This window comes from Mycobacterium venezuelense (genome assembly GCF_054919535.1).
Window position 1 is genome coordinate 68,013 of the sequence record NZ_JBONDW010000016.1, and the last position, 26,127, is coordinate 94,139.

24 protein-coding genes and 1 riboswitch are annotated in these 26,127 nt (G+C 67.6%); of the genes, 4 read left to right on the plus strand and 20 right to left on the minus strand.

The window, feature by feature from the left end; all coding sequences use genetic code 11:
* Nucleotides 1–6 precede the first annotated feature (6 nt).
* From ACRCUN_RS24005 to lysS, 6 genes are all read right to left on the minus strand, one after another.
* On the minus strand, nucleotides 7–555 hold the full coding sequence (locus ACRCUN_RS24005) for a histidine phosphatase family protein (RefSeq protein WP_462144116.1): 549 nt from the start codon (nucleotides 553–555) through the stop codon (nucleotides 7–9).
* Nucleotides 552–1,328: a CbtA family protein gene (locus tag ACRCUN_RS24010; RefSeq protein WP_462144117.1), complete on the minus strand. Its 777-nt coding sequence runs from the start codon at nucleotides 1,326–1,328 to the stop codon at nucleotides 552–554. The genes ACRCUN_RS24005 and ACRCUN_RS24010 overlap by 4 nt, the downstream gene beginning before the upstream one ends.
* Before the next feature lie 22 nt (nucleotides 1,329–1,350).
* Entirely contained in the window at nucleotides 1,351–1,563 is a 213-nt protein-coding gene (locus tag ACRCUN_RS24015) for a CbtB domain-containing protein (protein ID WP_462144118.1), read from the minus strand.
* A riboswitch (cobalamin riboswitch) is annotated at nucleotides 1,520–1,710 on the minus strand. It overlaps the preceding gene by 44 nt.
* A gap of 37 nt (nucleotides 1,711–1,747) precedes the next feature.
* Nucleotides 1,748–4,297: an ATP-dependent protease ATP-binding subunit ClpC gene (gene clpC1, locus ACRCUN_RS24020; RefSeq protein WP_462144119.1), complete on the minus strand. Its 2,550-nt coding sequence runs from the start codon at nucleotides 4,295–4,297 to the stop codon at nucleotides 1,748–1,750.
* A 254-nt stretch (nucleotides 4,298–4,551) separates the two neighbouring features.
* Nucleotides 4,552–4,896, minus strand: coding sequence for a histone-like nucleoid-structuring protein Lsr2 (gene lsr2 / locus ACRCUN_RS24025; RefSeq protein WP_462144120.1), 345 nt, complete (start codon nucleotides 4,894–4,896; stop codon nucleotides 4,552–4,554).
* Between the two features lie 118 nt (nucleotides 4,897–5,014).
* The gene (gene lysS, locus ACRCUN_RS24030; protein WP_462144121.1) at nucleotides 5,015–6,574 is read right to left on the minus strand and encodes a lysine--tRNA ligase; all 1,560 of its coding nucleotides are present in this window, start codon (nucleotides 6,572–6,574) and stop codon (nucleotides 5,015–5,017) included.
* Between lysS and ACRCUN_RS24035 the strand changes: the two genes are divergently transcribed.
* Nucleotides 6,562–7,791 (plus strand): alanine racemase, encoded by a 1,230-nt coding sequence (locus ACRCUN_RS24035; protein WP_462144122.1) that lies wholly within the window; start codon nucleotides 6,562–6,564, stop codon nucleotides 7,789–7,791. The two genes, lysS and ACRCUN_RS24035, sit on opposite strands and share 13 nt — an antisense overlap.
* On the opposite strand, the gene ACRCUN_RS24040 is transcribed toward ACRCUN_RS24035, so the two are convergent.
* From ACRCUN_RS24040 to ftsH, 12 genes are all read right to left on the minus strand, one after another.
* Complete coding sequence (locus ACRCUN_RS24040; protein ID WP_462144215.1) at nucleotides 7,788–10,406, minus strand: LuxR C-terminal-related transcriptional regulator; 2,619 nt, start codon at nucleotides 10,404–10,406, stop codon at nucleotides 7,788–7,790. The genes ACRCUN_RS24035 and ACRCUN_RS24040 overlap by 4 nt on opposite strands.
* 35 nt (nucleotides 10,407–10,441) lie before the next feature.
* A complete protein-coding gene (locus ACRCUN_RS24045) occupies nucleotides 10,442–11,257 on the minus strand; it encodes a type III pantothenate kinase (RefSeq protein ID WP_462144123.1) in 816 nt (271 codons plus the stop codon).
* Nucleotides 11,257–11,664, minus strand: coding sequence for an aspartate 1-decarboxylase (panD, locus tag ACRCUN_RS24050; protein ID WP_462144124.1), 408 nt, complete (start codon nucleotides 11,662–11,664; stop codon nucleotides 11,257–11,259). The genes ACRCUN_RS24045 and panD overlap by 1 nt, the downstream gene beginning before the upstream one ends.
* Entirely contained in the window at nucleotides 11,664–12,605 is a 942-nt protein-coding gene (gene panC, locus ACRCUN_RS24055) for a pantoate--beta-alanine ligase (protein WP_462144125.1), read from the minus strand. Before panC ends, panD begins: the two co-directional genes overlap by 1 nt.
* Nucleotides 12,602–13,549: a Rossmann-like and DUF2520 domain-containing protein gene (locus ACRCUN_RS24060; RefSeq protein WP_462144126.1), complete on the minus strand. Its 948-nt coding sequence runs from the start codon at nucleotides 13,547–13,549 to the stop codon at nucleotides 12,602–12,604. The genes panC and ACRCUN_RS24060 overlap by 4 nt, the downstream gene beginning before the upstream one ends.
* 82 nt (nucleotides 13,550–13,631) lie before the next feature.
* Nucleotides 13,632–15,116, minus strand: a complete 1,485-nt coding sequence (locus ACRCUN_RS24065; protein ID WP_462144127.1) for a DUF6779 domain-containing protein — start codon at nucleotides 15,114–15,116, stop codon at nucleotides 13,632–13,634.
* Between the two features lie 77 nt (nucleotides 15,117–15,193).
* On the minus strand, nucleotides 15,194–15,670 hold the full coding sequence (locus ACRCUN_RS24070; protein ID WP_462144128.1) for a DUF3180 domain-containing protein: 477 nt from the start codon (nucleotides 15,668–15,670) through the stop codon (nucleotides 15,194–15,196).
* Nucleotides 15,670–16,206 carry a 2-amino-4-hydroxy-6-hydroxymethyldihydropteridine diphosphokinase gene (folK, locus tag ACRCUN_RS24075; protein WP_462144129.1) on the minus strand — a complete coding sequence of 179 codons (537 nt, stop codon included), beginning with the start codon at nucleotides 16,204–16,206 and terminating at the stop codon, nucleotides 15,670–15,672. The genes ACRCUN_RS24070 and folK overlap by 1 nt, the downstream gene beginning before the upstream one ends.
* Entirely contained in the window at nucleotides 16,203–16,583 is a 381-nt protein-coding gene (gene folB / locus ACRCUN_RS24080; RefSeq protein ID WP_462144130.1) for a dihydroneopterin aldolase, read from the minus strand. The genes folK and folB overlap by 4 nt, the downstream gene beginning before the upstream one ends.
* Nucleotides 16,576–17,385: a dihydropteroate synthase gene (gene folP / locus ACRCUN_RS24085; protein WP_462144216.1), complete on the minus strand. Its 810-nt coding sequence runs from the start codon at nucleotides 17,383–17,385 to the stop codon at nucleotides 16,576–16,578. Before folP ends, folB begins: the two co-directional genes overlap by 8 nt.
* Nucleotides 17,386–17,405: 20 nt before the next feature.
* A complete protein-coding gene (gene folE / locus ACRCUN_RS24090; protein ID WP_462144131.1) occupies nucleotides 17,406–18,035 on the minus strand; it encodes a GTP cyclohydrolase I FolE in 630 nt (209 codons plus the stop codon).
* A gap of 18 nt (nucleotides 18,036–18,053) precedes the next feature.
* A complete protein-coding gene (gene ftsH / locus ACRCUN_RS24095) occupies nucleotides 18,054–20,390 on the minus strand; it encodes an ATP-dependent zinc metalloprotease FtsH (protein ID WP_462144132.1) in 2,337 nt (778 codons plus the stop codon).
* 159 nt (nucleotides 20,391–20,549) lie between these two features.
* Here ftsH and ACRCUN_RS24100 point away from each other — a divergent pair, with 159 nt between their 5' ends.
* Genes ACRCUN_RS24100 through ACRCUN_RS24110 form a run of 3 tightly spaced genes read left to right on the plus strand, consistent with a single transcriptional unit; the run spans nucleotide 20,550 to nucleotide 23,703 of the window.
* Complete coding sequence (locus ACRCUN_RS24100; RefSeq protein WP_462144133.1) at nucleotides 20,550–21,512, plus strand: alpha/beta fold hydrolase; 963 nt, start codon at nucleotides 20,550–20,552, stop codon at nucleotides 21,510–21,512.
* Nucleotides 21,509–22,687 (plus strand): LLM class flavin-dependent oxidoreductase, encoded by a 1,179-nt coding sequence (locus tag ACRCUN_RS24105; RefSeq protein WP_462144134.1) that lies wholly within the window; start codon nucleotides 21,509–21,511, stop codon nucleotides 22,685–22,687. Before ACRCUN_RS24100 ends, ACRCUN_RS24105 begins: the two co-directional genes overlap by 4 nt.
* Entirely contained in the window at nucleotides 22,687–23,703 is a 1,017-nt protein-coding gene (locus tag ACRCUN_RS24110; RefSeq protein WP_462144135.1) for a zinc-binding dehydrogenase, read from the plus strand. The genes ACRCUN_RS24105 and ACRCUN_RS24110 overlap by 1 nt, the downstream gene beginning before the upstream one ends.
* A 3-nt stretch (nucleotides 23,704–23,706) precedes the next feature.
* On the opposite strand, the gene ACRCUN_RS24115 is transcribed toward ACRCUN_RS24110, so the two are convergent.
* Nucleotides 23,707–24,795, minus strand: coding sequence for an NADH:flavin oxidoreductase/NADH oxidase (locus tag ACRCUN_RS24115; RefSeq protein ID WP_462144136.1), 1,089 nt, complete (start codon nucleotides 24,793–24,795; stop codon nucleotides 23,707–23,709).
* Nucleotides 24,761–26,125 (minus strand): MFS transporter, encoded by a 1,365-nt coding sequence (locus ACRCUN_RS24120; RefSeq protein WP_462144137.1) that lies wholly within the window; start codon nucleotides 26,123–26,125, stop codon nucleotides 24,761–24,763. The genes ACRCUN_RS24115 and ACRCUN_RS24120 overlap by 35 nt, the downstream gene beginning before the upstream one ends.
* Nucleotides 26,126–26,127: the final 2 nt, after the last annotated feature.

The window sequence follows — 26,127 nt, forward strand, 5'->3', positions numbered from 1 at the left end:
GCTCGGCTAGTTGCTGCGCAATGTCCAGGCGTGGCCGCGGAAGTGCAGCACGGTGCGGCTGACGGGGGCGATGTCGATGCGCCAGAACGATTTCGGCGGTGCGTCTAGCGCAACGAGGATCGCGGCGCGGATCACCGCCGGATGAGTCACTGCAACGATCCGGCCCCGCATTGCGGGCAGGGTGTCCAACCAACCGCGCACCCGGTCGACCAATTGGACGACGGATTCACCGCCATGCGGTGCGCGGGTGGGATCGGTCAGCCAGATCGCGAGGTCGGCGGGCAACACCCCGCTGAGCACCCCGCCGCGCCAGCGACCGCAATCCAGGTCGGCGAGCTTGGGTTCGACCTCGGCTTGCAGGCCCAGCAGTTCAGCGGTCTGCCTGGTGCGTTTCTCGGGTCCGCAGAACACGTTGTCGGTGCGGCCCAGATCGATCGACGCGTCGGCCTGCCGGTGCCCGACCGGGTTCAACGGTTCATCGGTGGGAAACCGTCCGGCTGCCATGGCATCTGTCATGGCATGCGCCACGAGTGACAGCCGGACGACCTCACTCACGCCGCGACGTCCGCCTGTCGCCGGCTCGGGGCCTCACCGAGCAGCCGAGCCGCAAGCGGTGCGAACACCAGCCCGATCGTCGCCCACATGACGAGTTGCGTCAGCAGCGAGTACAGCCGGAACTCGTACAGATCGTCGGCAGGGAACGCACCCGGCGTCTCGTCGATGGTCGGCAGAACCAGCATGACGACCGCGATGGCCGCCACGTAGCCACCGGCAGCTAGCAACGTCGCGTTCCAGGTGCCGAACCGGGCCACGAGCTGCCTGCCGAGGTAGACCGCGGCCACCAACAACGCCGCCGATACGACGACCATCAGCAGGTACAGCAGCGTGCGCTGCTGGATGGTCTCGTCGAGGCTGACCGCGGGAGGATTGGCCGGATACTTCAGCGACGGCACGACGTACAGGGACACGAACATCCCGCCCGCCAGCAGCACCGACAACACCCGCGGAGAGATCGCCCCGACGCGGCCATAGGCGACGCAGTACGCGACGGCGAACAACGCGCCCATGGCCACGGCGAATGCGATCACGCCGAAGCCGAGCCCGATGTTGGCCTGCACACCGCGGCTGATCAGTTCGACCCCGTGCTCGTGGGCGCCGCCCGCCGCCGCGCCGTGGTCGTGGGCATGGGAGTGGGCATCGCCGCCGGTCTCCTCGAACGCGATCGCGCGGTCGATCACGGGTTCGACGAAGATGCGGGCGAAGATGAATGCGAGCAGGCCACCGAGGGCGCCGGCCAGAAGACCGCGCCCGATTATGCGCTTTTCCATTGTGCTTGGGTCTCGTCTGCCGTCAGTGGCAGGGGAAGCCAAGCAGGTGGCGGGCATCGTGCACGAACTCGTGCACGTAGGTGTTGTTGCCGAACACCGAGGTCGCGCCCTGATCAAGCCCGACGAAGTACAGCAACACCAACGCCAGGAATGCGGTCAGTGACAGCCACAATGCGGCCTTGGTTGCCGAGAGGTCGAGTGCGGGAGCGACGCTCTGACGTGTCGGTGAAGTCATCAGCTGGTCCTTTCTGGGATTTCGCGTCCCAGTCCGAAGAGTGACAGGCACAGGGTCTGACTGTGACAGTGGCGCGACCGTTCTGGACTTTCACCAGATTCCTTCGCCTGTCGATTACAACAAGCATCGTAAGCCACACAAAAGACCCCCGACGGAAGTCGGGGGTCTTTTGTGAATCAACTGCCTACTCGCTGGATGCGGCGCCCGGCGAACCGGCCGCGCTCGCGCCCGCGAGATCCGGCTCGGCCGGCTCGGCACGCTTGGGCCCACCCACGAACGTGAACTTCGCGTCCTCGCCGGGGCCTTCGCCGTCCCAGCCTTCGACGTCGACCGTCACCAGCTGGCCCGGGCCGACCTCCTCGAAGAGGATCTTCTCCGACAGCTGGTCTTCGATCTCGCGCTGAATGGTCCGGCGCAGCGGGCGGGCCCCCAGCACCGGATCGAACCCACGCTTGGCCAGCAACGCCTTCGCCTTGTCGGTCAGCTCCATGGCCATGTCCTTGGTCTTGAGCTGGTTTCCGACCCGGCCGATCATCAGGTCGACCATCTTGATGATCTCGTCCTGCGTCAGCTGGTGGAAGACGATGATGTCGTCGATACGGTTCAGGAACTCCGGGCGGAAGTGCTTCTTCAGCTCGTCGTTGACCTTCTGCTTCATCCGCTCGTAGTTGTTCTCGCCGCCGCCCTGGGAGAAGCCGAGCCCGACAGCCTTGGAGATGTCGGAGGTACCCAGGTTGGAGGTGAAGATCAACACGGTGTTCTTGAAGTCGACCGTGCGACCCTGACCGTCGGTCAGGCGACCATCCTCGAGGACCTGCAACAGGCTGTTGTAGATCTCCTGGTGGGCCTTCTCGATCTCGTCGAACAGCACGACGCTGAACGGCTTGCGGCGCACCTTCTCGGTGAGCTGGCCGCCCTCTTCGTAGCCGACGTAGCCGGGAGGGGCACCGAACAGCCGCGATGCGGTGAAGCGGTCGTGGAACTCGCCCATGTCGATCTGGATGAGCGCGTCGTCGTCGCCGAACAGGAAGTTGGCCAGCGCCTTGGACAGCTCGGTCTTACCGACACCGGACGGGCCGGCGAAGATGAACGAACCGGACGGGCGCTTGGGGTCCTTCAGGCCGGCACGGGTGCGGCGGATGGCCTTGGAGACGGCCTTGACGGCATCCTCCTGGCCGATGATCCGCTTGTGCAGCTCCTCCTCCATGCGCAGCAGCCGAGTCGTCTCCTCCTCGGTCAGCTTGAACACCGGGATGCCGGTCCAGTTGCCGAGCACCTCGGCAATCTGCTCGTCGTCGACTTCGGCGACCACGTCGAGATCACCCGAACGCCACTGCTTCTCCCGCTCGGCGCGCTGCGCGACCAACTGCTTTTCGCGGTCGCGCAGGCTCGCGGCCTTCTCGAAGTCCTGCGCGTCGATCGCGGACTCCTTCTCACGCCGCGCGTCGGCGATCTTCTCGTCGAACTCGCGCAGGTCTGGCGGTGCGGTCATGCGGCGGATCCGCATGCGGGCGCCGGCCTCGTCGATCAGGTCGATGGCCTTGTCGGGCAGGAACCGGTCGTTGATGTAGCGGTCGGCCAGGGTGGCCGCCGCGACCATCGCGGAGTCGGTGATCGAGACGCGGTGGTGCGCCTCGTAGCGGTCACGCAGACCCTTGAGGATCTCGATGGTGTGCTCGACCGTCGGCTCGCCGACCTGGACCGGCTGGAACCGGCGCTCCAGCGCGGCGTCCTTCTCGATGTACTTGCGGTACTCGTCGAGCGTGGTGGCACCGATCGTCTGCAGCTCGCCGCGGGCCAGCTTCGGCTTGAGGATGCTGGCGGCGTCGATCGCGCCCTCGGCGGCACCCGCGCCGACGAGCGTGTGCAGCTCGTCGATGAACAGGATGATGTCGCCGCGGGTGTTGATCTCCTTGAGCACCTTCTTGAGGCGTTCCTCGAAGTCACCGCGGTAGCGGCTGCCTGCGACCAAAGAACCGAGGTCCAGGGTGTAGAGCTGCTTGTCCTTGAGCGTCTCGGGGACCTCGCCGTGCACGATGGCCTGAGCCAGGCCCTCGACGACGGCGGTCTTGCCGACACCGGGCTCGCCGATCAGCACCGGGTTGTTCTTGGTGCGGCGGCTGAGCACCTGCATGACCCGCTCGATTTCCTTCTCGCGGCCGATGACCGGATCGAGCTTGCCCTCCATCGCGGCCGCGGTCAGGTTGCGGCCGAACTGGTCGAGCACGAGCGAGGTGGAAGGATTACCGGATTCCCCGCCACGGCCACCCGTGCCTGCTTCGGCGGCTTCCTTGCCCTGGTACCCGGACAGCAGCTGGATGACCTGCTGGCGCACGCGCGTCAGCTCGGCGCCCAGCTTGACCAGCACCTGTGCGGCGACGCCCTCACCCTCACGGATCAGGCCGAGCAGAATGTGCTCGGTGCCGATGTAGTTGTGGCCGAGCTGCAGCGCCTCGCGCAGGCTCAGCTCCAGCACCTTCTTGGCGCGCGGCGTGAACGGGATGTGGCCCGACGGCGCCTGCTGGCCCTGGCCGATGATCTCCTCGACCTGGCTGCGCACGCCTTCCAGCGAGATGCCCAGCGACTCCAGCGACTTGGCCGCTACGCCCTCGCCCTCATGAATAAGTCCCAAAAGGATGTGCTCGGTGCCGATGTAGTTGTGGTTGAGCATCCGGGCCTCTTCTTGAGCCAGGACGACGACCCTGCGGGCACGGTCGGTGAATCTCTCAAACATCGGTGGTTACCTGCTTCCATCACGTAGCGGTACTGACACGCGGCACTTCGCGCGTAATACCTGCCGTCCACTCTAATGGGCGGCGGCTCCGGGTGCGGAGGTTGGCGGTCCGTTCTCGCTAGACAACCCGGTGCTGCAGATGAGCAACGTCGCCGGTAGGCGATTCGTTTCCGGAAAAGGCGCGGGTGGGGTTCGCCGCTAGCGAAACGCCGGACCGGTCAGCTGACCCGGTCCGGCGTGCTGGCAACCATCGATTATGTTGCCGCGTGGAACGCATCGATCACGTCTGCGGGGATGCGGCCGCGGGTCGACACATTGTGCCCGTTGCGCCGCGCCCATTCCCGGATCGCCGCGCTCTGCTCGCGATCGATCGCGCCGCGTCCGCGTCCCGGGGCACCGGCCGCCCGCCCGCGCCTGCGACCGCCGACCCGTCGGCCGGCCTCGACCCACTGCTTGAGATCGTTGCGAAGCTTCGCGGCATTCTTGGAGGAAAGGTCGATCTCGTAGCTCACACCGTCGAGCCCGAATTCGACCGTCTCGTCGGCGGTGGCTTCACCATCAAAATCGTCAACCAACGTGACGGTCACTTTTTTCGCCATTACCCCGCACCGAACCCTTCTGCTTGCGCATTGGTGACTACTTAAGAGTATCCCGCACCCCGGCCCCAATGTGCCACAGAGACGCGCACTATTTCAACAACGCGCGTATCGAGGCAGTTCAGTTGCTCTGGCGTCGAACAATCGGGAACAAAACCGTCTCTCGAATTGACAAGCCGGTCAGAGCCATCAACAACCGATCGATACCCATTCCGGTTCCGGTCGTCGGCGGCATGGCGTACTCCAATGCGGCGAGGAAATCGTCGTCGAGAACCATTGCTTCGTCATCTCCGGCCGCCGCGGCGCGCGCCTGGGCTTCGAACCGTTCCCGCTGGATTACCGGATCGATCAGTTCGGAGTATCCGGTGGCGAGTTCGAAGCGGCGGATGTAGAGATCCCACTTCTCCGTAACCCCACTAATGCTGCGGTGAGCACGGGTCAGCGGAGTGGTCTCGACTGGGAAGTCGCGGACGAACGTAGGAGCCCACAACTTTTCCCCGACCGTGTGTTCCCATAGTTCCTCGACCAATTTTCCGTGACCGAAGCCACGGTCGCGGGGAATCTCGAGCTCGAGGCCATCGGCAATCCGCCACAAGTCTTCAGCCGGAGTGTCGGGTGTGATCTCGTCCCCAAGCGCTTCCGAGAGTGACGGATACATTTCGAGCGTCGCCCATTCACCGTCAAGGTCGTAGATCGTGCCATCCGGCAATGGCACCTCGCGGGTGCCGATCGCGTCGTCGGCGACCTCCTGAATAAGCTCGCGCGTCACGATCGCGGAATCGTTGTAGTCACCGTAGGCCTGATATGTCTCCAACATCGCAAATTCCGGCGAGTGAGTTGAATCGACACCTTCGTTACGAAAGTTGCGATTTAACTCGAAAACCTTCTCAAAACCGCCGACGAGACAACGTTTGAGGAACAGTTCCGGAGCGATGCGCAGATACAGATCGACGTCGAGCGCGTTGGAATGAGTGATGAACGGCCGCGCGGCCGCCCCGCCGGCGAGGGTCTGCAGCATGGGCGTTTCGACCTCGAGGAAGCCACGGCGCTCGAGAGCCGACCGCACGGCCCGAACCACCGCGACCCGCTGCCGCGCGATGGTGCGCGCCTCGGGCCGCACGATGAGATCGACGTAACGCTGGCGCACGCGAGCCTCTTCGCTCATTTCTTTGTGAGCAACCGGAAGTGGCCGCAATGCCTTGGCCGCCATCTGCCAGGAATCGGCAAGAACCGAAAGCTCGCCGCGCTTTGAGCTGATCACTTCGCCGTGGACGAACACGATGTCGCCGAGGTCGACGTCACTCTTCCACGCGTCGAGCGACTCCTGACCGACCTGCGCCAGGCTGATCATGGCCTGCAGTTGCGTGCCGTCGCCCTCCTGCAGCGTCGCGAAACACAACTTGCCGGAATTCCGGGCAAACACCACGCGGCCCGAGACGCCGACGATCTGCCCGGTCTGGGTGTCGGCGGGCAGGTCGGGGTAAGCGGTGCGCAACTCGGCGAGGGTGTGCGTACGGTCGACCTTCACCGGATACGGGTCACGCCCCTCGGCGAGCAAGCGCTCCCGCTTGGCCTGACGGATCCGGAACTGCTCGGGAAGGTCGGCCTGGGATTCGGACGCTGCGTCGCTATCGGCTGGGGTCACGAAATGCCAGCTTAAATGAACACGTGACCGCAGCATGGAGCGCGCCGAGCCTGGCCGCATTGGCCGACGAGCCGATCGACTGGCGATTCAAGGGACTGCCTACCTCGTGGTGGGGCCAGACGCCTGCGCAGATCGGCGCCCGCCGCCCCCGGCTGTTCGACGACGACGTCGTCGGTCCGGTATGCGTTCTGCGCGAATCCGCGCTCGCCCACAATCTCGTGACGATGGCGAACTGGTGCCGCGCCCGCGGCGTCGAACTGGCCCCGCACGGCAAGACCCACATGGCTCCGCAGCTGTTGAGCCGCCAGTTCGAGGCGGGTGCCTGCGCGGTGACCGCCGCGACCGTGAGCCAGGTGCGCGTGTTCCGAGCGTTCGGTCTCCGCGACGTCGTGCTGGCCAACGAGGTCACCGACACCGCGGGCCTGCGCTGGCTGGCCGGCGAGCTGGATGCCGACCCGGATTTCCGCGTGGTGTGCTGGGCGGATTCGGTCGCCGGTGTTGAGCTCATGACGGCTGCGCTGGCCGGGTCCGGGCGTCCGGTCGACGTGTGCGTCGAGCTGGGTATGGCCGGTGGGCGCACCGGATGTCGTAGCGCCGACGAGGTCGACCAGGTCGCTGCTGCCGTGGCCGCCAGCCCGCGGTTGCGGCTTGTCGGAGTGGCGGGATACGAGGCGGCCACCGGGCATGACGTGACGGCGGGTGCGGTAGCCGAGGTGCGCACTTATCTGACTGGACTACGCGACGCCGTGGTGCGGCTGGCCGGTCATTTCGAGACCGACGAGGTGATCGTGACCGCGGGCGGCAGTACGTACTTCGACGCGGTCGCCGATGCGCTCACCGGCGGCTGGCCCGATGGCTTGGCGGTGCGGACCGTCCTGCGCAGCGGGTGTTACCTCACCCACGACGACGGCCTGTACGCACGAACGTCGCCGCTGGAACTGCGGGCCGCTATGCAGGTGTGGGCGCAGGTGGTTTCGCGGCCCGAGCGCGAACTGGCGCTCGTGACCATGGGCAGGCGCGACGTGTCGTTCGACGCCGGGCTTCCGGTCCCGCTCGGCCTGACCGCCGGCTCGGTGACAAAACTCAACGACCAGCACGCGTTCGTGCGATTGGGAGCCGCCGATTCGGTTCGGGTCGGCGATTGGCTGCCGTTCGGAATCTCACATCCTTGCACCACATTCGACAAATGGCAGTTGATTCCGGTGCTCGATGACGACGACCGTGTGATCGATCTGGTGCGGACGTTCTTCTAGTTCGCGCCTTCGGCCCGGTTCACGATCGCGGCGAGGGCAGCGCGGTCGGCGGCACCGGTCTTCGTCATCGCCCGGTATATGTGACCTTCGACGGTTCGTACCGAAAGCGACAGGCGCTCAGCGATATCCCGGCTCGACAGTCCCCGACCGACGAGCATCGCGACCTCACGTTCCCGCGCACTCATCTGCACCGGGTTGGCCGCGGCACGCAACGCGGGTGTGCTCGCACCACACTGCACGGCAAGGGTGCGGGCACGGCTGAGCGCACCCATGGCCGATCCGTTGCGGTCACCGCGGCGAAACACCCGGCTCGCGTGCGCTGCCGCGTCGGCCGCCGCGACGAGATCGCCGATCCGCTCGCAGTCGTGCGAAACGGCAAGCAGTTCAACCGCGTTCCCATCACGCAGTGCGGTGGCCAGCCGCGCCATGAGTTCGACCCTCGGGCCTTCGACGACTGCCGCGAGCTCGCTCAGGCGGCCGCCACACGACCTGTCCCCGAACTGCACGGCCGTCTGTAGACACATCACCTCCGCGGCGAACTTCCCCGTCTCCCTTGCCCATTCGGCGGCCTTCCGGGCGTCCGAGATCGCTTGGCTGACGGCACCCTGCGCGGCGGCCACCCAGGCCCGCGCGATGCCCAGCTCGTAATCCAGATACCGCCAGGACGGGTGACGGTGTTCCTCGGCCGTGCGCAGTGCCGAGACCGCCTCATCGGTGGCGCCGGACATAGCGAGCGCGATGGTTCGCGGGATCTGGCAGCGATATGCCCAACCGTTCACGGCACCGGGATAGTTCTCGAGGGCGCTTGCCAGTAGTTGGGACTGCGCCTGCACCGGACGCCCCGAGGCCAGCGCGAGCCGTCCCCAGATGCCGTCGACAACGGCGACGTAGGCGGGATTTCCGGCCAATCCGTCGCCCGGCCGCCCGAGTACCTGTTCGGCGACATTCATGGCTTCGGCGATATGGCCGGCCAACAACAACGCGCTGACGTGTGCGTCGGCGACGATGACGAAAGACCGCACCGGCACGGCGTATCCGGCGTGGGCCGCGGCCTGCGCTTCGGCCGTACGGCCGGCCTCGCCGCGGACAACCGTGACTGCCCACGCCTTGATGCGTGCGGCGATCAGATCCGGCAGCTTCATGAGATCGAGTTTTTCGGAGGATGTTTCATCCGGTTCGGGCTCGCCCATGGTCGCGGCATGAACGCGGAGCAGGGCGTCGAGGCAACCGTCATCCGGACCCGGGTGGGCGTCCAGGACGGCGCGGGCGCCCGCCGGATCGGCCAGCGCGAAAAGCCTGTTGAAGGCCCGCAGAAACGCGACCCTCGCCGCGTCGGAGTCAGCCAATTCGTCGACGGGAATCCCGGCGAGCAGAGCGTCTGCCCGCTCGCCATCACCGAGCCAGGTCAGCGAATAGGCACGTACGAACCGCGCTTCGGCGCCCGCACCGGCCTCATACGCAGCGACGGCCAAGCGACCGGCGAGCGATGCGGCACTTGCCGCTTTGGTCGGTGACTGCACACTCACAAGCCACAGCGCACTCTTCGCAGCCGTGATGAGTAACTCAGGGTCGGGCTTGGAATCCGACTCAAGCTCCAACAGGGCTCGGCGCACCACGACGTGGGCCTCATCGCTATCTGCGCCCAGCCCCAACTCGCGGGCCAACGCGCCGCGCAGCTGCCGAAGTCTGGTCTGAGCGATGTTATTTCGGCGAACTTCGGTGTAGAGCGGATGCGCGGCACGGACCTCGACGAGGTGTCTGTTCGTCTCCAGGTGGTCGAGGGCTATCAATCCGAGCGCTTCGGCCTCGTCGACTGCGACGCGATCGACGATTCCGGTCAGCGCGCCCCATTCGATGGGCTCACCGACGGCCAGCGTGTCGATCACGTCGCGGATCCGCGTCGACAGCCCGGCCAAGCGGGTCTCGATGAGTTCGACGAGGCCCGGCGGCAGCACGGGGTCCCCCACCCAGCGCCAGGACCCGTCGCGCTCGGCCATCCGGCCGCAGGCGATCTCGTGTTCGACGACGTTGCGCAGATACAGGGCATTCCCCCGCGTCAATCGCCACAGGCGCCGCCCCGCCTGCGGGTCGACCGGACCGCCCAGCGCGATCGACATCAGCTCAGCGGTTTCCCGCTGCGACAGTGGCTGAAGGTCGAGTCGGCCGAAACGCCGGCTCTCCCATAGCCTTTGCAAGGCGGGAGGGATCGGCTCACCGTCCCGCAGCGTCACGACGAGCGTGGCACTGCGCCGCCGAACGATCTCGTGCAGCACCGACACCGACAGATCGTCCAGCAGGTGGGCGTCATCGACGCCCACGATGACCTGCTTGTCCCGTGGCGCGGCCGTGATGGCATCGCTGACCCCGCCGACCACCGGACCGGGTGCCGTACCCACCCAAGGTGCGAGGGCACCCAACGGCAGGCCGCGGGCGACGGAGGTGGCGGCCACCCACCGGGTTTCACATCCGCCGGCCTGCGCTCGCGCGAGCGCTTCGCGCGCGATCCGGCTCTTTCCGACGCCGGATCCGCCGCGCACGACGACGCCGCACAACTCTGAGGCGATCGCCGCCTCGAGGAACGACATCTCTTCGTCGCGGCCGGTGAGCGGCCACATAACGCGCACTTCGAAAGGTTAAGAGGTGAAGCGCACTACCGGGCCGGCTTGAGCCGGCCGCGCTGATTGTCGCGGTTGCGTTCGAAGACCAGTCGCAGACCGTCCAGGGTGAGATGGCGGTCGTAGTGTTCGACCGTTCGGAGATCGGGCAGCACCAGCGGTGCGGTGTACCCGGTTGCGACGACCGCGACGTCGGTGCCCGCGAAGCCGTCGACGTCCTCTCGGACGCGGTTGACGAGACCGTCGACCAAACCGGCGAATCCGAACACCGCGCCGGCCTGCATGCACTCCACGGTGTTCTTGCCGACCACGGAGCGCGGTCGGGTCAACTCGACCCGGCGCAGTGCCGCCGAACGGGCCGCCGCGGCGTCCGACGAGACCTGCACGCCCGGAGCGATCGCGCCGCCGAGGAACTCGCCCTTGGCCGAGACCACATCGACACAGATCGATGACCCGAAGTCGACGACAATCGCCGCTGTCCCGTATTTGTGATATGCCGCAAGGCAATTCACGATCCGGTCAGCGCCGACCTCCTTGGGATTGTCGACGAGCAACGGAATACCGGTGCGCACCCCTGGCTCGATGAGCACGTGCGGCACGGTCGGCCAGTACTGCTCGAGCATCAACCGGACCTCGTGTAGCACGGAAGGAACCGTCGACAATCCGGCAGCCCCGGTGAGCCGTTCGGAGTCGTCACCGATCAAGCCGTCGATGGTGAGCGCCAACTCGTCGGCGGTCACCTCGGATTCGGTCCGGATCCGCCACTGTTGCGCAACTTTCGCGTGATCCCCGGATCCGGAGATCAGCCCGACGATGGTGTGCGTGTTGCGGACGTCGATGGCGAGCAGCATTATCGCGGCGACATCAGTTCGGCGGCGTCGACAGGCACGAAGGCTGGATCGTGGCCGAGGTCGATCTGCTTGTTGTCGGCGTCGACGAACACCACGCGCGGCCGGTAGCTGCGCGCTTCGGCGTCCTCCATCACGCCGTAGGCGATGAGGATCACCAGATCACCCGGATGGATGAGATGTGCTGCGGCACCGTTGATTCCGATGACGCCTGTGCCGCGCTCACCGGTGATTGCGTAGGTCACCAGCCGGGCGCCGTTGTCGATGTCGACGATCGTCACCTGCTCGCCTTCGAGCAGGTCGGCGGCTTCCATGAGGTCGGCGTCGATGGTGACGGAGCCGACGTAGTGCAGGTCGGCCTGCGTCACGGTCGCGCGGTGGATCTTCGATTTCAGCATTGTGCGCTGCATCAGTTCCTCCATGGGAGTTCATGGTTGTCGTCAGAGACCCGCGGGTGTCCGTCGATGCCGGCGGATGCTCCGATGTCGACGGCGATGTTGTCAAGCAGCCTGGTCCGCCCCAGCCGAGCGGCGACGAGCAGCCGGGCCGCGCCCTCGTGTGGCGCCGGGCCCAGCATGGGGTCGCGGACCTGCAAGTAATCGACCTGGATCGCGGGGACCTCGTCGAGTACGGCCCTCGCGGCGTCCACGGCCGCAGCGGCGCCGCCCGCCGCGGCATATTTGCCCGCGAGCAGCGCCGCCGACAGCGCCCCGGCCTGTTCGCGTTCGTCGGCGTCGAGGTAGCGGTTGCGAGACGACAGGGCCAGCCCGTCGGATTCGCGCACGGTCGGGACGCCGATGATCTGCACGTCCACATTGAGGTCGGCGACCATCTGCCGCAGCAGCGCCAACTGCTGGTAGTCCTTTTCACCGAAGTAGGCGCGATCGGGTCGCACGATCTGGAGGAGCTTGAGCACGACGGTCATGACGCCCGCGAAATGCCCTGGGCGAGAGGCGCCTTCGAGTTCGTCACCGAGGGGTCCCGGATGCACGGACGTACGGGGACCGGTCGGATACATGTCCGATCCGGACGGGGTGAACGCGATCTCGACGCCTTCGGCGCTCAAGGCCGCGAGGTCGTCGTCGAGGGTGCGCGGGTAGGCGTCGAGGTCTTCGCCCGCACCGAATTGGAGCGGGTTGACGAATATCGAGACCACGACAACGGCACCGGGAACCCGCTTGGCGGCCCGCACGAGCGTCAGGTGGCCTTCGTGGAGCGCGCCCATCGTCGGCACGAGCGTGACGCGTCGCCCGCTGGTCCGCAGTGCGCGCGTGACCGCGGCGACGTCGGCGGGTGCGGAGTACACGTTGAGTTCGCCCGGCGTGAACTTCGGCGCCTTGCTGATTGTCATTGTTCGCTCGCTTCTGCCAGCACCGCAAAGATCTCCTTGGGCGCGTGGGCCCGCTGCGCGGTGCGCAACGAATTGGCCCGATACGACTGTGCCAGTTCAGGATCCAGTTCCTGCAAGGCATCCAGGTGAGCTGCGACGGCAGCCGCGTCGCCTCGTGCCACCGGCCCGGTGAGGGCGGCCTGCCCGCGTTGCAGCGCGTTCTCCAACGCCGCGCGGGCCAACGGGGCCACCACACGTTCGGCGATGCCGCCCGGTTCGTCACCGACGAGTTCCTGGCCGAGCAGCTCCTGACCGCGCAACGACGCCCGCAGTGCGTCGACCGCGTCGAGAACGAGCGTGACCAGATGATTGCTGGCGTGCGCGAGGGCCGCGTGGTACTGGGTCCTGGCGTCCTCCCGGACCCGGAACGGCTCGCCGCCGATCTCCAGCACGAGCGATTGGCCGATCGCGTAGCCGACTTCGTCGGCGGCGGTGATTCCGAAGCAGGTGTCGGGCAGGCGGGCGATGTCCTCGTCGGATCCGGTGAACGTCATCGCGGGGTGGATGGCCAATGGGATGCAGCCCTGTTCGGCGAGCGGAGAAAGTATGGCTACACCATTGGCGCCGGAGGTGTGGGCGACGATTGTGCCCGGCCGCACGGCCCCGGTCGTCGCCAGCCCGGAGATCAGCCCCGCGAGTTCGGCGTCGGGAACGGTCAGCAGGAGCAGCTCGGCCCGCTGCGCGACATCGTGGACCGGCAGGATCGCGGTGTCGGGGAGTCGGCGCTGCGCCCGTAATCGGGACGCCTCCGAGATGGCGCTGCAGGCGACCACGACATGCTCGGCTCGCTCAAGGGCGTAGCCGAGTGCGGTGCCGACGCGGCCGGCGGACACGATGCCGACGCTCAGCCGCGCCGGACGCAGTCCGTCAGGGGGGCTCCACCCGCGCGCGGGGGACTGCTCCATTGCAGACGACCTCACAAGTCGAAGTGGTTTCATACGTTCCAGTCCCGCGCTGCGGGTACCGGACGGTTGCCACGAGACTAACTCACTCGTCTCGGCGGCGGCGACGCCCGCCTCCCGTAGGGGCGGCTTGGAAGCGGGCGAGCAGTTCGGCCGCCGATTGGCCACCGGCGTGCTGACCAGTCGGTTCGTCGTCGCTGCGGTGCCGGGACGGCCGCTCTGGCTGCGGTGGTGGCGGCGGTTCGGCGGGCTCGGTTGCGAGCACCGGGGTGGGTTGCGGGCCAGGGCGGCCGGGGTCGCCTGCGTCGGCCGGGGCGGAGTGGCGGCCGCGGGGCGGTTCTGGCGCCGGAGCAGACATCGCCGGCGGAGCCGGCGCACCAGCCTGAGTCGGCGGAGCCGGCGCACCAGCCTGAGTCGGCGGAGCCGGCGCACCAGCCTGAGTCGGCGGAGCCGGCGCGGCGGCCTCCGGCTCCGGTGCCCGTCGTCGGCCGACGTATTCGGGTGCCGCGCCGTTTTCCTGCACTGGCGCAGCCCAGTTGCTGCCGGGTGCACCTGCCGGGATCCACTGGCCTTCGGCGGGCGCGGGCGTCCAGCCCGCCGCCGCGGGTTCGCTGCGCGGTTCGGGCTTCGGCGCGTCGATCGTCGGAGATGGCTGCAATGGCGGCATGGCCGGCGGTGGCGGGGGTGGCGCCCAGGCCGACTGGGGTTCGGGTTGGCGAGGCTCGGGCCTGGCGTCCACCGGGTGACGGCGCGCCGCGGGTTCTTCGACCGGGCGCTCGGCCTGACGGGCGGCGGGCTGCGGCGCCGGCTTCGGTTCGGGCTGCGGTTCGGGCCTGCGCGGCGCCGGCGCAGGCTGCTCTTCGGCCTGGCGGCGCCGGCGGCGTGGCTGTTCGGCGGTGGGCGGGCGCTGTGACGGGAACCGGTGCGCACCGCCGTCGGTCGGAGGCGTCGGCACCCAGTCGTTCTCCGGCGGGTGCGGTTCGGCCGGCACGTCGATGATGGGGCTTTCCTCGGTGCGGACCGAGCGGATATCAGTGGCTTCGACGTCACGAACCTCGGGCACGTCGAGCCGGCTGGCTTTGACGCGGCCGGCGGCTCGCACCGCGCTCTTGTCGGTCTCGATGGCCGGGCGGTGGGCGAGGTCGGTGTCGAACAGTATCTCGAGGTTGGCCCGCAACGCTGCCAGCTCGGCGCGCAGGGCCGCGACCTCGTCGGCGGCCTGTGCCCGCAGCTCCGAGGCCAGCTCGCGACGCAGCTGCGTCTCGACGGTCAGCTCGTATTCGCGCCGCGCCGAAATCTCGCGGTCCAACTGCAGGTCGTAGACGAGTTTCAGGTCCCGCGCCTTGGCCTGGTCGAGGTCACTCTGGCGGCGGTAGATGACGGAAACGAAGGCAGCCACCACGGCAGCCCACAACGCCAGAATGACGGCTAATTTCAGCAACTCCACACGATCGGTGAACACCAGTGCCGAGCTCGCCAAAATGGCGAGCACCAGCAACACCGTTAAGAGCAGCCAGCCTGGCCTTCGGCCGCCGCGCCGTGGCCGACCACCGCGGGGCAGAACGGTCATGGGCCGACTGTACCTGCCACTGGTCACCTAGCGTGTCGACCGCGGCGGCGATTCGGCGATCCAAGTTCGGCCCGCGTTCACTCCGGCGCCGCGTCACCGTTCTCCGGCGGCTCCTCCGGCGACTTGCAGCAATGTTGCAACCACAGCCCCGCGACGGCGAGTGCGAGCGCGCTGACGGCGGCCACCACCACGCCGGGAGTGTCCTCGCCGGCCACGCGAATCGTGGCGCGCCTGGGCAACAGGTAGACGAGCACGCCGATCCACCAACCCGCCACGAGCGCACCCACCCAGGCCGATGCCTTGGCGATCACCACGGAGCGGGCCACGGTGAGCGGGTGCAGCCTGCCCCCGCCGACCCCGATCTCACCGTCGTTGATCTTGGCCCGCACGTAGAAAGCCCAGCCCGCCTCGGCGATCGCGACCGCGAGCAGCGACAAACCCGTCCACAGGGTTATCGGCGGGAACCACCGGTACAGCAAGGTCATCAGTAGGAAGCCGAGTATGGCGACGACGACGGCGCCGGCGGTGAGGTCGCGTTTGCGGGTCGGGCCCATCAGTCGGCTGTTGGCTCGGTTCGCGGTTCGAGCACGAGGTCGGTGCGCGTGACCCCGGCTCGCTCGGCCGGATCGATTTCGGACAGGAGACGCTGCACCGGTCGCGACTCCCCCGACACGGTCAAGGCGGCGTCCGGGTCGACCGCAAGCCATGGGATCAGCACGAACGCGCGCAGGTGTGCCAATGGATGCGGCAACGTCAGCCCGTCGTCGCGGGAGATGATCTCGTCGTCGCCGTCGTGGCACGTGACCAGGTCGACGTCGAGGGTCCGGGGACCCCAGCGCTGGCCTCGCACGCGCCCGGCGGCCTCTTCGAGTTCCTGGCCACGTCGCAACCAACCGTGTCCGTCGAGGTGCGGATCGTCGGCGATGAGCACGGCATTCAGGAACGGCCCTTGCTCGACGCCACCCCATGCCGCGGTCTCATAGACCGGCGACACCGCCCGCACGGCGGGGCCGAGCCCGTCTAGCACGGACTGCAACCGTGCGAGGCGATCGCCGAGATTCGACCCGATCGACAACACCACGCGGCTCATTTCGCGCTCCGCTCACCACGCCGCGACCGCCTGGCCACCACCGCGACATCGTCGAAGGTCAGCGGGATCGGCGCACTCGGCTTGTGGACGACGACCTCGACGGCGTGCAGGCGCTCGTCGGCCATGATGTCGTCGGCGATCTCGGCGGACACCGTCTCGATGAGATTGCGCGGCGGGCCCGCGACGATGTCTGCGGCACGCTGGGCCAGTGCCCCATAGTCCAGGGTTTCGGCGAGGTCGTCGGTGGCCGCCGCCCCACGCAGGTCAAGCCATACCGTGATGTCGACGACGAAGTCCTGGCCGTCACGGCGCTCGTGGTCGAATACGCCGTGGTTGCCGCGAACTCTCAAGCCGCGCAACTCGATTCGATCAGCCACTCCGACCTCCCGAGTTCCAGGCGTCCAGCACCTTGAGCGCGTCGACGGAAGCTACCACGTCGTGCACGCGAACGCCCCATGCGCCGTGCAGGCCGGCCAGGGCAGAGATCACCGCGGTGGCGGTTTCGCGGCCGCCGGGCGGTCGCGGCTCGCCGTCCGGACCGGCCAGCAGCGAACCGAGGAAGCGTTTGCGCGATGCGCCGACCAGAACCGGGATGCCGGTCGCGACGAACTCGGGCAGTGCGTGCAACAAGGTCCAATTGTGCTGTGCGGTCTTGGCGAACCCGAGCCCCGGGTCGATGATCAGCCGGTCCGCATCGACACCCGCGGCGACGGCCGCGTCGACCGCGCCGAGCAGTTCGGTGCGCACCTCGGCGACCACGTCGCCGTAGCCGGGGACTTCATGCGGGCGGTTGGCGCCCACCGACCGCCAGTGCATGAGAACCCACGGAACCTTGGCGTCTGCCACCACGCCTGCCATGTTCGGATCGGCAAGCCCGCCCGAGACGTCGTTGACGATCGCGGCGCCGTTTTCCAGCGCAACCCGCGCGACGCCGGCGTGCATGGTGTCGATACTGACGGTGATGCCTTGTGCGGCAAGCTCTCTGATCACCGGCGCGACCCGGGCCGCCTCCACGTCCGGATCCACCCGCACGGCGCCCGGCCGCGTCGACTCACCACCGACGTCGATGATCGCGGCGCCCGCCGCGGCCAAGGCGAGCCCGTGTGCGACGGCGCGGTCACGGTCGATGAACTTGCCACCGTCGGAGAACGAATCGTCGGTGACGTTCACGACGCCCATGACCTGCACGCGCGGTGACTTCACTTGCGCAGGATGAGTTCCAGCGCCTCAGCCCGAGATGCCTTGTCGGTCTTGAACTGTCCGCGCACCGCCGACGTCGTCGTGACCGCGCCGGGCTTGCGGACCCCACGCATGGCCATGCACAGGTGCTCGGCCTCCACCACGACGATGGCGCCGCGCGGGTCGAGCTTGCGCATCAGCGCGTCGGCGATCTGCGCGGTCAACCGTTCCTGCACCTGTGGCCGTTTGGAGTAGAGGTCGACGAGCCGCGCGATCTTCGACAACCCGGTCACCCGGCCGTCCACGCCAGGGATGTATCCGACGTGCGCCACCCCGTGGAAGGACACCAGGTGGTGCTCGCACGTGGAGTACATCGGGATCTCCTTGACGAGCACGAGCTCATCGTGGCCTTCGTCGAAGGTCGTGTTGAGCACCGCGTCCGGGTCGGTGTAGAGGCCCGCCATAAGTTCCTTGTAGGCGCGCGCGACCCTGGCCGGGGTGTCGACGAGTCCCTGCCGGTCCGGATCCTCACCGATCGCGATGAGCAACTCCCGCACCGCCGCCTCTGCCCGCGGTTGGTCGAACACCCGGTTCGCCGTGGCGGCACCGTCGCTGACGGTGTTGTTGTGCTCGCGAAGGGACCGCGTCATGAAGCCTCCGATCTCGGATCAGCCGTGCGCCGGTGGGTTCGACCGGTCACCGGTGTGCCCGCCGTCCTGGCCGGGTTCCTCGTGCGACCGCCCGGAGGGATCCGGGGTGCCGGCCTGTTGACCAGGATGCGGGTAAGGCTGATACGGGTACGGCTGGGGCTGTTGCCATCCCGACGGATGCGGCGGCGGGTACCAGTAGCCCTGCTGGGGCTGGTATCCGGGCTGTTGCGGTTGCTGTTGCTGCGGCGGCGGTGGCCAGCCGGGCGCGTGCCAGCCCGCGGGAGCGCCGTAGTCGGGCTGGGTCGGATTGGGCGCGCCGTTGCTCGGCGCCCCGTTGGTACCCGAGCCGTTCTTCTGCCTGGCTGCCTCGGCCTCGCGGCTGGCCTGAGCGATCGCGGCCTTGAACGCCGGCTCGGGAACCGGCGGCGGCCACGGTTCGCCACGTTCGATCGCGAGCTCGCCCGGCGTCTTGATCGGCGGCTTGTCGGACGGCACGCGGCCACCGAAGTCATCGAACATGGTCAGGCGCGGACGCTTCTTCACTTCACCGAAGATCGCCTCGAGTTCGGCGCGGTGCAGCGTCTCCTTCTCGAGCAGCTCGCCGGCCAGCGTGTCGAGCACGTCCCGGTACTCGGTGAGGATTTCCCACGCCTCGGTGTGGGCGGCCTCGATGAGTTTGCGGATCTCGTCGTCGATGATCTGGGCGACTTCGTGGCTGTAATCGGCCTGAGTTCCCATGGTGCGACCGAGGAACGGGTCGCCGTGCTCGGTGCCGTACCGGACCGCGCCGAGCTTGGAGCTCATGCCGTACTCGGTGACCATCGCGCGTGCGATCTTCGTGGCCTGCTCGATGTCGGACACCGCGCCCGTCGTCGGCTCACGGAACACCAGCTCCTCGGCCGCGCGTCCGCCCATCGCGAACACGAGCCGCGCGATCATCTCCGAGCGGGTCATCAGACCCTTGTCGTCCTCGGGCACCGCGACGGCGTGACCGCCGGTGCGGCCGCGCGCGAGGATCGTGACCTTGTAGATCGGCTCGATGTCTGGCATCGCCCAGGCCGCGAGCGTGTGCCCACCCTCGTGGTAGGCGGTGATCTTCTTCTCGTGCTCGCTGATGATGCGGCTCTTGCGGCGCGGGCCACCGACGACGCGGTCGACGGCCTCCTCGAGCGCGGGGCCGGTGATGACGGTGCCGTTCTCGCGGGCGGTCAGCAGGGCCGCCTCGTTGATCACGTTGGCCAGATCGGCGCCGGACATGCCGACCGTACGCTTGGCGAGCCCGTCCAGATCGGCGTCAGGCGCGATGGGCTTGCCCTGCGAGTGCACCTTCAGCACGGCACGTCGGCCGGCCAAATCCGGGTTGGACACCGGGATCTGGCGGTCGAAGCGGCCGGGCCGCAGCAGGGCCGGGTCGAGGATGTCAGGTCGGTTCGTGGCAGCGATCAGGATGACGCCCTGACGATCGCCGAAGCCGTCCATCTCGACCAGCAGCTGGTTGAGTGTCTGCTCGCGCTCGTCGTGGCCGCCGCCGAGGCCGGCGCCGCGCTGGCGGCCGACCGCGTCGATCTCGTCGACGAAGATGATGCAGGGGCTGTTCTGCTTGGCCTGCTCGAACAGGTCGCGAACCCGGGACGCGCCGACACCGACGAACATCTCGACGAAGTCGGAGCCCGAAATCGTGAAGAACGGCACACCGGCCTCACCCGCGACGGCACGCGCGAGAAGCGTCTTACCGGTACCGGGCGGGCCGTAGAGCAGAACGCCCTTCGGGATCTTGGCGCCAAGCGCCTGATACCGCGACGGGTTCTGCAGGAAGTCCTTGATCTCGTAGAGCTCCTCGACCGCCTCGTCGACGCCTGCGACGTCGGCGAACGTGGTTTTCGGCATGTCCTTGGACAGCTGCTTGGCGCGCGACTTGCCGAAGCCGAAGCCCATGCGGCCGCCGCCCTGCATGCGCGAGAACATCACGAACAAGCCGACCAGCAGCAACAGCGGCAGCATGTAGATGAGCAATGAGCCCAGCACGCTGCCCTGGTTGACGACGGTATTGGTTTTGGCGCCCTTGGCCTGCAACGCGTCGAACAGTGTCACCGCGTACCCGGTCGGGTACTTGGTGATGATCTTGTTGCTGTCCTCGGTCGCGTCGTTGCCGCTCTTCAGATCCAGCCGTAGTTGCTGTTCACGGTCGTCGATCTGCGCACTGTTGACGTTGTCGCTGTTGATCTGGGCGAGCGCCACAGAGGTGTCGACGGGCTTGTAGCCGCGGGTGTCGTCACTGAAATAGAAGAACGACCAGCCCAGCAGCAGCACAACCGCGATCACGGTCAGCGTGCGAATAACATTTTTCCGGTTCATCGATCATCGGCCTTCGTTGGCTTCATCTTTATCGGCCGCCCGGCCGGGGTCCTTCCTAATACGCGCAGCAAGGCAAGTTATAAGGCTACCGCTAGACCAACGCTCGGCAGTTCCCGACGGTGTCTGGCCCCCGGCCGCCTCCTGTGCTTGGGTGAGACGGTGATCACACCGACCGAACGGTTAGTCGATACCAATGGCGTCACGTTGCGGCTGACAGAAGCGGGTGAGCCGGGAAACCCCGTCGTCGTACTGGCCCACGGATTCCCCGAACTCGCCTACTCGTGGCGACACCAGATTCCGGTGCTGGCCGAGGCCGGCTACCACGTCCTGGCCCCCGACCAGCGGGGTTACGGCGGCTCGTCCACGCCGCAGGCCATCGAGGACTACAACATCGTGCAGCTGACCGCCGACATCGCCGGGTTGCTCGACGACGTGGGCGCCGAGCAAGCCGTGCTCATCGGCCACGACTGGGGCTCCCCCGTCGCGACGAACTTCCCACTGTTCTTCCCGGACCGGGTCGCCGGCGTTGCCGCGCTGAGTGTTCCCCCGATCCCGCGGTCGCCGGCAGCCCCCACCCAGATCTGGCGCAACATCTTCGGCGACAACTTCTTCTACATCCTGTACTTCCAGGAGCCCGGGGCGGCCGACGCCGAGCTCGGCGGCGATCCCGCCCGCGCCATCCGCAGGATGCTGGGTGGTCTGCGTACCACCGGTGACGAGTTCGCAGCCGAACGCATGATCGCGCCCGGACCGGAAGGCTTCATCGACCGTCTGCCCGAACCGGACGGCCTGCCGGACTGGATCACTGCCGAGGAACTCGACCACTACATCGCGGAGTTCAGCCGCACCGGCTTCACCGGCGCACTGAACTGGTACCGCAATTTCGACCGCAACTGGGAGCTCACCGAAACGACCCCGGCCAGCACCATCGACGTACCCACCCTGTTCCTGGCCGGCAGCGCCGACCCAGTGCTGAGTTTCACCCCACGCGACCACGTGCGCGACGTGGTGACCGGCGACTATCGCGAGGTGCTTCTCGACGGCGCGGGCCACTGGCTGCAGCAGGAGCGGCCCGACGAGGTCAACGCCGTGATTCTGGAGTTCCTGGGAGGTCTGAAGTGAGCAGGCCACTGAACTTCGGCGTCTTCATCACGCCGTTCCACCCCGTCGGCCAGTCCCCCACCACCGCACTGCAGTACGACATGGACCGCGTCGAGGCGCTCGACCGGCTCGGCTACGACGAGGCGTGGTTCGGCGAACACCATTCGGGCGGTTACGAACTCATCGCGTGCCCAGAGGTGTTCATCGCCGCGGCCGCCGAACGGACCCGGCACATCCGGCTGGGGACCGGTGTGGTCTCGCTGCCCTACCACCACCCGCTCATGGTCGCCGACCGCTGGGTACTGCTCGACCATTTGACGCGGGGCCGGGTGATGTTCGGGACAGGACCGGGTGCACTGCCGTCCGACGCGTACATGATGGGCATCGACCCAGTCGACCAGCGCCCGATGATGCAGGAGTCCCTCGAGGCGATCCTCGCGTTGTTCCGCGCCGCGCCCGACGAACGCATCAACCGCAAGACGGACTGGTTCACACTGCGCGACGCCGCACTGCACATCCGCCCCTACACCTGGCCATACCCGGAAATCTCGACCGCGGCGATGATCTCGCCCTCCGGGCCCCGGCTGGCCGGGGCGCTGGGCACGTCGCTGCTGTCACTGTCGATGTCGGTGCCCGGCGGCTACGCCGCCGTGGAGACCACGTGGGACATCGTGTGCGACCAGGCGGCCAAATCCGGCCGTGACGAGCCCGCCCGCAAGGACTGGCGTGTACTGGGCATCATCCATCTCGCCGACACTCGCGAGCAGGCCATCCAGGACTGCACGTACGGGCTGCAGGACTTCGCGAATTACTTCGGTGCGGCCGGCTTCGTCCCGCTGGCCAACGAAGCGGAAGAGGCGCCTTCGCCCTACGAGTTCGTGGAAAACTATGCGTCCAAAGGCAATTGCTGCATCGGCACGACGGCCGACGCGATCACCTACATCCAGGATCTGCTGGACCGCTCGGGCGGCTTCGGCACGTTCCTGATGCTCGGCCATGACTGGGCTCCGCCTGCGGCGACGTTCCACTCGTACGAGCTGTTCGCCCGCGAGGTCATCCCCCATTTCAAGGGTCAGCTGACGGCGGCGCAGGCCTCACACGACTGGGCCAAGGGCATGCGGGATCAACTGCTGGGGCGGGCCGGGCAGGCCATCGTGAACGCCATCACCGAACACGCGAAGGAAGGGCAGAGCTGATGCGCGCCGCGGTACTGCGCGACGGGCGGATGGTCGTGCGCGACGACGTGCCCGATCCCGTTCCCGGGCCAGGGCAGGTGCTGGTCGACGTGAAGGCGTGCGGAATCTGTGGCTCGGACCTGCATTTCGCCAAACACGGTGACGAAATGCTGGCTGCCGGCGCGCAGATGGAGGGGCTGCCCGACATCAACGCCGGGATCGACCTGTCCCGCGACATCTTCATGGGTCACGAGTTCAGCGCCGAGATACTCGATGCCGGGCCGGGAACCGAAACGCATGCGCCGGGCACCCTTGTGACCTCGATCCCCGCCCTCATCTCGGCGACCGGTGTCGACATGATCGTCTACAGCAACACCACGATCGGCGGCTACGCCGAGAAGATGCTGCTCTCGGCGCCGCTGCTGTTGCCGATACCGAACGGCCTCGACGCGGACCGTGCCGCGCTCACCGAGCCGATGGCCGTCGGGCTGCACGCGGTCAACGCGTCGCGCATCGAGCGTGGCGAGACCGCGCTCGTCGTCGGCTGCGGACCGGTGGGTATCGCGATCATCGCGGCGCTCAAGCTCCGTGGCGTGGAAGACATTGTCGCGTCGGACTTCTCGCCGGCCCGCCGCGAACTCGCGGCCACCATGGGTGCCCACGTCACGCTCGACCCGGCCGATGATTCTCCGTTTCACCAGTGTCAGCCCAAGGTGGTTTTCGAAGCCGTCGGAGCACCGGGGATCATCGACGACGTGCTGCGGCGCGCACCGGCGGGTTCCCGGCTGGTGGTGGCCGGGGTGTGTATGCAGCCCGACACCGTGCACCCGTTCTATGCGATCACCAAGCAGATCAACATCCAGTTCGTATTCGGCTACGACCCGGCCGAATTCGCGAGTTCACTGCGGGCGATCGCCGAAGGGGAGATCGATGTGGCACCGATGATCACCGGCCGCGTCGAGCTCGACCGGGTGGACGACGCGTTCACCGAACTCGCCGATCCGGACCGGCACTGCAAGATCCTGGTGACGCCCTAACAGTCAGGCGAAGGCCCGCGCGTACCGCGGCGGGTGCGGCAACGCCGCGCCGAGGTGCTGCGCGGCCTGCCACACCCACGCCGGGTTGCGCAGCAGCACGCGGCCGAGGAAAACCGCGTCGGCCTGCTCGCCGGTGATGATCTCGTCGGCCTGGTCCGGTTCGGTGATCAATCCAACTGCCGCGGTGGGCATTTCGGCCTCCTTGCGCACCCGGGCGGCGAACGGGACCTGATAGCTCGGGCCCACCGGGATCTTCGCGTCGGGCGCCGAACCGCCCGACGACACGTCCATGAGGTCCACGCCGAGCTGCTTGAGTTCGACGGCCAGCGCGATCGTGTCGTCGACCATCCAACCCGGACGAGGATCGTCGGTGTCCCCGCCGAGCCAGTCGGTGGCCGAGACCCGGAAGAACAGCGGCAGTTCGGCGGGCCAGCGGGTCCGCACGGCGCGCACGACCTCGAGCGCGAAACGTCTGCGGTTGGCCGGTGACCCACCGTAGGCGTCGGTGCGGTGGTTCGAATGCGGTGACAGGAACTGATGGATCAGATACCCGTGCGCGCCGTGGAGTTCCAGCACGCGGAATCCGGCGTCGGCCGCGCGTTCAGCCGCGTCGGCGAACGCCCGGACGACGGTGCCGATGTCGCCGACGGTGAGCTCCGACGGCGCAGGCAGCCTGCCGAACGGCACAGCGCTCGCACCGACGGTTTCCCACCGGCTTTCGCTGCGGTCCGGGTCGGGCCACGGACGCCCGGTCGACCCCTTCCGTCCGGCGTGGACCAGCTGGATGCCGGGGACCGAGCCCTGCGCGGTCACGAAATCGGTGATCCGCCGGAGGTTTCCGGCCTGAGTGTCATTCCACAGCCCGAGGTCGTAGTCACTGCTGCGCCCACGCGGTGAAACCGCGGTCGCCTCGACCATCACCAGGGCGGCACCCGCCGTGGCACGCGAACCCAGATGGGCCAGATGCCAGTCGGTGGCTGTCCCGGTGTCGGGCCCGTCGGGTACTGCGGCGAACTGCATCATGGGTGACATCCACGCCCGGTGGGCGAACGTGACGTCACGGATTGTCAGCGGTGTGAACAGGTTTGCCATGCTCGGTCTCCTGGTCGGCGTGGGGGTCTTCGGGTAGGGGTGCGCCACGGGTTTCGGGGGCGAATATCAGGCCGAGTACGGCAATCAGTCCCAGCGCGGCGACCGATGCCGTGGCCAGCCCCAGGTTTCCGCCGAACCACGAGGTGGCGATCACGCCCGCGACCAGCGGACCGAACGCCGTGACATAACGGCCGACGCTGTTGCAGACGGCCAGGGCCGTGGCCCGCACGCTGGCCGGGAACAGTTCGGGGCCGTAGATGAATGTTCCCGACAGCGCGCCGAACAGACCGAAACCGAGAATCGGCATCGCGACGAGGAATTCGGTGTAGCTGCGATCGAACGCGAAGGTGTAGACGATGGCCGCGGCAGACACCGCGAAGCTCAGCGCGAAAGTCTTTCTCCTGCCGGCGAAGTCGGCGAGGAATCCCCACGAGGCGTAGCCGATTATGCCGCCCGCGTTGAACAGCATCGACGCGATCGCCACGCGGTGATCGGCCACGTCGCGGCCCGATCCGGCCGCAATGGTGACCTCGCGGACGAGTTGCGGGTACCAGGTCGAGACGCTCCAGAACGCGATCAGAGCCCCGGTCGCCAGCGCGGTGCTCACCAACATCGGGCGCAGCAGCGGCGGCGTGAACAACCGGCGCAGCACGAACTGATCGGCAGACGTGTTGTTGCCCAGGCGTTTACGGGCTTTGCGGGCCTCGATGTTGGCACCGACCTCCGGCGGCTCGGGCACATAGCGGCGGATGAACCAGACGAGCACGGCGGGCAGCACGGCCAGCGCGAGCATCGGGCGCCAGCCGGCCGAGCCCAGCACCGCGTACACCGCGGCGGCCACGAAGAACCCGGCGGCGTAGCCCGACATCATGATGCCGCCTGCCCGGGCGCGGTAGCGGTTGCGCCAGGTCTCGGCGATCAGTGCCGCACCGACCGGCGCCTCGACACCCGAGCCGAGCCCGGCGATGAACCGCAGTATGCCCAGCTGCCACCACGTGTCGGAGAATGCGGCCAGCGCGGTGAACACCGCGTAGGTCAGGATGCCCAGCGAGAGCACCCTGGTGCGGCCGAAGTAGTCGGCGAGGATGCCGAACAGTATTCCGCCGGTTGCCCATCCGAGTAGGAACAGGCTGACCGTCAGCCCGCCGTAGAAGCCGATCGATGCCGGCGCCACGGCGATGCCGCTGTGCGGCAGCAGTTCGGTCATGGCGGGGCCGAGCACCAGCACATAGAGGCTGCCCGCGAATCCGTCCAGACCCCAGCCGAGCGTGGTGCCCGCCAGCACCAGCCACTGCACTCGGCTGATCTGTTGCGTAGAACCCGTTGTCACGT